At 41.0% G+C, this 8,643-nt stretch carries 2 protein-coding genes; both read left to right on the forward strand.

Annotated elements, in window-relative coordinates; translation table 11 throughout:
• The first annotated feature begins 159 nt into the window (after positions 1 to 159).
• Entirely contained in the window at positions 160 to 7,554 is a 7,395-nt protein-coding gene (locus J3U75_RS05760; RefSeq protein ID WP_267390979.1) for an ESPR-type extended signal peptide-containing protein, read from the forward strand.
• A gap of 52 nt (positions 7,555 to 7,606) precedes the next feature.
• A complete protein-coding gene (locus tag J3U75_RS05765) occupies positions 7,607 to 8,542 on the forward strand; it encodes a hypothetical protein (protein ID WP_267390980.1) in 936 nt (311 codons plus the stop codon).
• The last annotated feature ends 101 nt before the right edge of the window (positions 8,543 to 8,643 follow it).

Consider the following 8,643-nt stretch of genomic DNA (forward strand, 5'->3'; position numbering starts at 1 on the left):
TTTCCATATAGGTTCTATTCGGAACTATCTCTGATTAACTACATTTATACAAACATTTATGTTATATTACTTAATAATTTAACTTAATTTTAACCTTTCTTTAAGTTATCAAGATATTTTTGATAAACGCATGATTTTAAAAAATTAGGAGTAAACCAATTGAATAAAATATATCGTGCGATATGGAACGAATCCACTCAAACTTGGGTGGCTGCTTCTGAGCTAGCTAAAAGCAAAACCAAAGCGAATACAGTTTCCTGTCAGATGCCTGTTGTATCTACAGTACTAAGTAAGTTTGGTTCTAAAGTATTTAAAATCGGATTAATTGCTTCACTGGTAAATATGACTTTAGGGATGCCTATTGCATATGCTGCTGGTCGTGCGCAAATTGTGGGTGGAGATCCGCTTCGAGGTTCTGATAATAGAGTATCTGGATACCTTAATACAGCAAGCATTAATGCTGTTCAGATAATGGGAGATAATAGTGATTTTTGTGGTTATGATAGGGTTGCAGGACGAGATATAAACGGTGCTCAGCGTAATCAAGGCCCCTCAGGGCTTCCTGCTATTTCAGCAATGGAAGAATATTTGCGGTTTGCTCAAAATTATACAGTAACCGGTACCAGAGGAGCTGTTAATGGTAGAACCCTCAATCCGTATGGTACAACTAACCATGTTGAAAATTGGGGTGGCCAAGGATGGACAACTGACCCCACTAATGGTTCAAATGGGACTTCTACTTCCAAAGCTCCTATATCAGGTTATATGGATCAATATGCTACAGGGGGATATCAAAATGGTATGGGGAGTGCCTTTGGTGTAAATTCAGTTGTTATGGGATGTGGTTCCTATGCTTCTGGTAATCATTCATTATCATTCGGGACTGGTGCGTTTAATACTGGCGGCGGGGCACAGGCTGTAGGTAATTTTGCTTTGGCTGGTGGACGAGCTTCCAATGCGATTGGTATCTCATCGCAAGCTACTGGAGTTTCTAGCGTAGCTTTAGGTTCCGTTGCTAATTCAGATGGCGTAGGAAGTGTGGCACTTGGTTTGATGTCACAGGCTTCTATAGATGGAGCAGTTGCTGTTGGGGTGAAATCTCAGGCAAGTGGCGACTCTTCAGTGGCCATCGGTAATGACACTATTGCTACTGGTAAACAAGGTATTAGCATTGGTAATGGTAATGTGGTTTATGGAGAACAATCCATTGCCATAGGTGGCTCTACCACACCTACTGCATACAAAAAAGATGATGGAACGGAAGCATCTGGTCCGGATGGCTATACCTTTATTAATGCAAACAATACTTTATCTTTGGGTAATAGTAATAAAAGTACAAGCCCAAATAACGATATTACTGCAGCCAATACGGCTATATTTGGTAACCAAAACACCATTATCAATGCTATTTATGATGTTCATGTAATTGGTAGTGGCAATACAGTTGGTAGCACTGATAGCAGCGGTATTGGAGCAACCATAATCGGTAACAATGCTTCTGTTACCACAGATGACGGCTTGGCACTCGGTAACAATACTATTGTGAATGGTACTGGCGCCATTGCTGTAGGTACAAATGCCAAAGCTATGGCAGATGGTTCCGTAGCTTTGGGATCGGATTCAATAGCTAATACAGCTGGTAATGTTTCTGGCTATAATCCAGATACCAATGTGGCTGCTACTGATCCTTCTCTTAGTACGTCCACATGGAAAAGCACTACCGGGGCGGTAGCAGTAGGTAACTCTGCTAAGAATATTACCCGTCAAATTACGGATTTGGCTGCTGGTACACTGGATACTGATGCTGTCAATGTGGCGCAGCTAAAGAGTTTGTATTCATCTATCTCTGGCAGTGCATCCAGTCTTTCGACAGCGATAGATGCCAATGTATCTGTGGTAAAAACTAAGATTAATAGTGCTTCTATTTCAACATCTGATGTTATAACTAATCTTAATCAAAATATTACAAAGGCTTCTGGCGATGCTGATGATAAATTAGCACAAATAAATACCGATATTTCTTCTTTAAGTACCTCTACATCTAGCTCTATTGGTGCATTACAAACCAGTGCTTTGGTATTTAAAAATGGTGTTTATAATGTCGGTTCGGACGATGGCAGAGAAACTAAAAAAATAACAAATCTGACAGATGCTCGTCTTACTGACGACTCCACTGATATGGTTAATGGTGGCCAGTTATTCAGTACCAATTCTTCGCTGAGTTCTATCTCTACTGCTATTTATACTAATATCAGTAACCTTAACGAAGGTACTTCTAATTTAGTATCTGTCGTTAATACATCGGTATCAACAATTGATAGCAATATTAATAGCTTTACTACAACTACTGATAAAGGTATAAAAGATTTACGTGCAGCCATACTCAAATGGAATGGTTCGGATGCATTTGATGCGGGTAATGAAAAGAAAATAACGAATGTAGAAGCAGGTAGTATTGACAGCGCAGATTCTACTGATGCTGTAACGGGTGCGCAGCTGCGTGCCACCAATATGAAGCTTAATAAGCTGGATAGTGATATTCAGGATAGCCTTACAGACAACAATCTTAAAATTGATAAATTTGTAACCGATACAAATATAGCGTTATCAAGTTCGAATAAGTCATTAGATGGTCTGTCTACTTCAATTTCGACTGGATTAAGCCAGATTACACGGAATGCTCTTTTATATGATGCCACTACAGGGGCATTTGTTGAAGATAAAAACAAGACGCCGCAAAAAATCTCAAATGCTGCAGAAGGTGATGTTATTGCGGATTCTGATGATGCAATTACAGGTGGCCAGTTATACACTGTAAACTCCAATCTAGCGAGTCTTTCTGTATCTGCTTCCACTGGCTGGCTCAATATAAGTGGTAAACGCAGCAGCTTGACAACAGACACTGCCAATAGTCTTACTAATCTTTCAACTGCAATAACAAATAACTTAAACAGTTTAACAACTTCGGCTAATTCTAGTCTGAGCACATTAAGTAATTATTTACAAATATTGTCAGATTCTGCATCTACTGCTATCAGCGGTTTGCAGGAAAGTACCATATTGCGTGGTGAAGACGGCTATTTTCATGCCACTCATGATGGTACAGCGCAAAAAATCACCGGTGTTGCACCTGGTGATATAAGCAGTCCTAATTCAACAGATATGGTTAATGGTGGCCAGTTATTCAGTACCAATACTGCAATCACTAATTTATCTAGTACTGTAAATACGCAATTTGGTAGTTTGTCTGTTTCGGCTTCTCTGTCTGTCGGCCAGAGTCTTGATAAGTTGTCTACGAGCCTGGCTACAACTGGCAGTAAAGTTGCTGCATTGCAAGAAGATGCTTTGCAATGGAACGATGATGACGCAGCATATAGTGCCAGTCATGGTGATGCAGATACAAAAATTACACATGTCAGTGCAGGTGACATTACCAGTGCAACTTCAACTGATGCAGTTGTCGGCAGCCAGTATTATGATTTGAATACTTCAATAGATGCACGAGTAAGTACGCTGACCACATCAGCTTTAAGTACTGTGGGAGAAATTAATAGTAGTATTTCCTCTTTGCAACAACAAATGCTCCAGTATACAGATGGTAAATATAATGCTAAAAGAGTAGAAAAAGAGCAGAAAATTACAGGTGTTGCTGATGCTGCTTTAAATAGTGCTTCAACCGATGCTATTAATGCTAAGCAGTTATATACTACCAATTCAACCTTGGATACAGTTTCAACCACTATTTCCAGCGGTTTATCCACCTTGGCTGGTAATATAAATCAAACAGCAGTAAATACTCTGCAAAGTGGCATGGTTCTGGTTAATGGACTGAATTCAAGTATCAGTACTTTGAAGAATAATGCTCTGCTGTGGAATGAAACTGATAAGGCATTTAGTGCTACTCATGATATTGACGGTAATACTAAAATTACTAATGTGGCCAATGGTTATGTAGCAGCTGGTTCTACAGATGCAATCAATGCCGGCCAGATTTTTTCGTTTTCTACATCTGCTTCCACAGGAATACAATCTTTAAGCACTGGATTGAATGGGTTATCAGTACAAAAAATCAAAGAATTATCTAGTTCTATTCAGGCCGGTGTCACTGGAACTAATAATAAAATTGCAACGTTAAAGCAGAATGTTTTGCTCTGGAATGCTGATGCATATGATGCTAGCCATGGCAGCAGTAGAGGTAAAATTACACATGTAGCTGATGGCAATTTGCAATCTAATTCAACTGATGCTGTAACCATGGGGCAGTTATACACCACCAGCACTAGTATCAGTACATTGAATACTGATGTGGTGACAAAACCAGCTGAGTTATCCTCAAAATTAGATGTTGCTATGGCTGCTACTAATACCAGTCTGAATAATACTATTTCAGGTAGTATCAGCAGCCTGTCAGATAAAATTAATACCGATATTGGCACAGCCAATTCCAATATTAATGCACTAAAACAGACTGTATTGCAATGGAATGGTAGTTCTTATGATGCCAGCCATGGCCAAGTTGGCGGTAAAAATAAAATTATTAACGCTGCACAAGGCAATGTGAATGATAAATCATCCGATGCGGTAATTGGTGACCAGTTGTCAATGACAAATACCAAAATCTCTGGGCTGACTTCAGATTTAACGTCGCAGCTTCAGAGTTTGTCTGGTTCTTTATCTGGAAGTCTGGCTAGTGTTTCAACCACCATGGATAGGTCACTTTCTAGTGGTTTGAATACTTTTGCCTCAACCATTGATACCAGTTTGGTTCCTGTAAATGCTAGTCTAAGTACTATTAAACAGAATGCATTGCAATGGAATGGCAGCGCTTATGATGCCGGTGGTACTCAAGGTATAAAACGAAAGATTATAAATGTGGATAAAGCTGATTTACAGGCTAAGTCCAGTGATGCGGTAATTGGTGCTCAGTTGTTTAGCACTAACAGTCAGATTAGTGCATTATCTTCTTCGTTTGATAACAAAGTATCGGATTTTACAAGTGCAACTTCTAGTAGTCTAAATAGTCTATCTACAGCATTAGAGAATTCTTCTTTTTCTGGACTGGAAAGCCTTTCTACTACAACAGAGCAACGCCTTCAAGGAATTAACGGCAAACTCCCTGCCCTTCTGCAGAATGCATTGCAATGGAAAAATGGAGCATATGATGCCAGTCATGGTGTAGTAAATGGTAAAAACCGGATCACCAATGCTGCAGATGGATCTTTAGCTAAGGGCTCAAAAGATGCGATTACAGGTAATCAGCTGTATAACACCAATTCTGCCATCAATGATCTGGCTAATGAGGTCAAAAGTGGCATTGGAAATTTATCCAGTGCTCTGAGTACCATATCTGATAAAAATATCTCTACTTTAACTGGGTTGCTTGCTCAGACAAATACCAAAGTTAGTAGTCTTTCCACAGCAGCAGGAACACAATTAGGTGTGATTAATAATGGTGTATCTGATTTGCAGAAAGACGCTTTACAATGGAAGCGTTTAGATGATTCAGGTGCAGGAGCATATGATGCCAGCCATGGCATTGCAAATGCTAAAAATACACTGACACATGTATTTTCAGGTAATGTGAAAGAGGGATCGTCTGATGCGATAATCGGTGCACAGCTATATAGTACAAACAACAGTATTTCTGTTTTAAACAATAAATTAGCCGATGTATCGGGCAGTATGCAAGCCGGTATCAGTAGTTTATCAACTTCTTTGGATCAGGTAACCGGTTCTAATTTGGCCAAACTGACTCAAAGCAGAAGTACTATTGAAAACAATATAACTAGCCTGTCTTCAAGTATTTCTTCAGCTTTAAGTACGGCCGACGGAAGTTTGGGTACTCTCAAAACGAATGCCTTGCAGTGGAAAGACGGAGCCTACGATGCAAGTCGTAATGATAAAAATAGCCGTATAACCAATGTTGCTAAAGCTGATATTTATGATGGTTCAACAGATGCCATCACTGCAGGACAGCTGTATAGTACCGAAAATAGTTTTGACACTTTGAACAGTGATATTAATAAGCGTTTTGAAAGTTTTTCAACGACTTTAAGCAGCCTTGTTGATATTGGTATAAGCAGTCTGTCAGCAGGTATAACGGGTATTAATACCGGAGTAAGCACATTGCAGCAGAATGCGTTACAATGGGATGCGAGTATTAGTGCTTATGATGCCGGTTCTGCAACTGGTGCCAGAGCTAAAATTACTCAGGTTGCCGCCGGTCAGGTAGGAGAAAGCTCGTCAGATGCTGTTATTGGTGCACAGCTGTACAGCCTGTCCACGGTGTCTGATGCAAATCTGACCAGTTCCTCCAATTTAATGTCTTCCAGCTTAAGTACAATACAATCTTCATTAACGGGTATTTCTGATAAATACTTTACCCAACTCAGTTCTTTGTCAGACAGTATTCTAAGCAGTACTATTAATCTGTCAGGAGCATCTGCAAATAGCTTATCAACTCTTTCTGATACTCTGTCCAATAGTATTACCAGTTTATCCAACAGCACGAATACTGGCCTGAATAGCCTGACTGCTGATGCCGCAAACAGCCTGAGTAGTCTATCCACGGTGGCTGAATCTGGTATAAGTAGCCTGTCGCAAAGTATTTCAACTTCAGCAGGCACTCTGATAACTTCTCTGTCTACAGTTAATCATGATGCAGGCTCATTGAAACAAAATGCACTTCAATGGAATGATTATGCAGCTGCGTATAATGCTGATCATGGAACGGGTACTGCTCAAAAAATTACAAATGTGTCTACTGGTTTGATAGCATCAGGTTCAAACGATGCTGTGAATGGTGCCCAGTTGTACAGCTTGTCTACCAGTATGGAAAACACAGCTAATACAGCGTTCACCGGTTTATCAGATGCACTGGTTAGCAGTATTTCCACTGTTGATAGTAATTTGCAGAGCTTTTCTGACACTACAACTAGCAATTTGAGCAGATTGGATACCAATCTGCGTACAGCCACAGCTCGTGTAACTACCTTGCAGGCTAATACCTTGCAGTGGAATGGTAGTGTTTATGATGCCGGCAAAAATGGCACTCCACAGCGTATTACCAATGTTAGCGGTGCTGCTAGTGTGGCTGCAAATTCCACTGATGTGATTAATGGTGGTCAATTGTTTAGTCTTTCTAGTTCTACTTCAACTGGTTTAAGTAGTCTTGCAAGTAACCTGAGTGAGATGAGCAAGAATCAGCTAGGCAGTCTGTCTACCGTCGTTACTAACAGCCTCAGTAGTATCACCAACAATATAGATAGTCTTTCTACTGGCTTGAGTTCTACTACCAACAATGTTGCTGCATTGCAAAGAAATGCACTGCAATGGAACAGCGCTAAAGGAGCTTATAGTGCGGATCACGGTACCAATACAGCTCAGCTGATTACCAGTGTAGCTGCAGGTTCCATAGCTGCAGATTCTACTGACGCTGTAAACGGTGCTCAGATGTATAACTTGTCCACCAGTACAACAGCCAGTGTCAATACTTTGAATCAAAGTCTGAGCTCTNTTAGCGTTAAATACACTGTCTACTGCCTATGGCACTAGTCTGAGTACACTTACAACAGGCCTGAGTAGCACTAAAGATGCGCTGAATCAGTTGTCCGATACAACGACAAACAGCATTACTGGCATCAACAACAGTCTAAGCAGCCTAACCAGTACGACTTCATCCAATCTGCAGATTTTGGATAAAGGATTACAGGCAGCTAATGCTAGTGTATCTTCATTACAGGCTAATGCGCTGCTGTGGAATGCAGGCAAGGGTGTGTACGATGCCAGCCGAAATGGCGAAGCCAAAGTACTGAGTGGTATCGATGCTGGTGCAGTAAGTGTTGGCTCTACCGAAGCTATTAACGGCGGACAATTCTATAGTCTGTCTACAGTAACTGCAGCAGGCTTGAACAGTACCAATAGCAATCTGAGCACGCTGAGTAGCAGTACATCATCAGCTCTTGCTGGTTTGACGGGCAGCCTAAGCAGTATCAATCAGAGCATGAATAACCTGCAGACAACTGCTTTACAATGGAATGGTAGTTTTTATGATGCTGGTCGTGACGGTACTGCACAGCGCATTACCAATGTTAGTGCCGGACGTCTTGCTGCAGACTCTACCGATGCAGTAAATGGCAGCCAGCTGTATACATTATCTAATTCCACCTCAACCGGACTAAGCAGCTTGTCTACTAATCTGAATGAGGTAACCAAAAATCAGCTGGGTAGTCTGTCTACTATAGTGACAAACAGTCTCAGTACGGTAACAGAAAATGTAAGCAGCCTGTCTACAGGTCTGAGAGAAACCAATACTAATGTAGCAGCCTTGCAGCAAAATGCATTACAATGGAATAGTACTAGTAACGCATATGATGCTATACGCAGTAATCGTGCTCAAAGACTGACGGGAATTATTGGTGGCGATATAAGCCTCACTTCAACTGATGCCATCAATGGCGCCCAGATGTACAGCTTGTCTACTCTGACACAGGCAGGACTGAGCAGTAGCAGTACGGGGCTGAGNCTTCATCAGCAGCTTTGACTACTGTCAATGATCGCGTGGATACGCTGACCAGCACCACTCAATTAGGACTGGCTAGTGCCAGCACAGGCTTAACCAGCCTGAGCAGCAGTACTTCATCC

Origin of the sequence: Snodgrassella sp. B3088, from assembly GCF_026535815.1 — a bacterium.
GTDB lineage: Bacteria > Pseudomonadota > Gammaproteobacteria > Burkholderiales > Neisseriaceae > Snodgrassella > Snodgrassella alvi_E.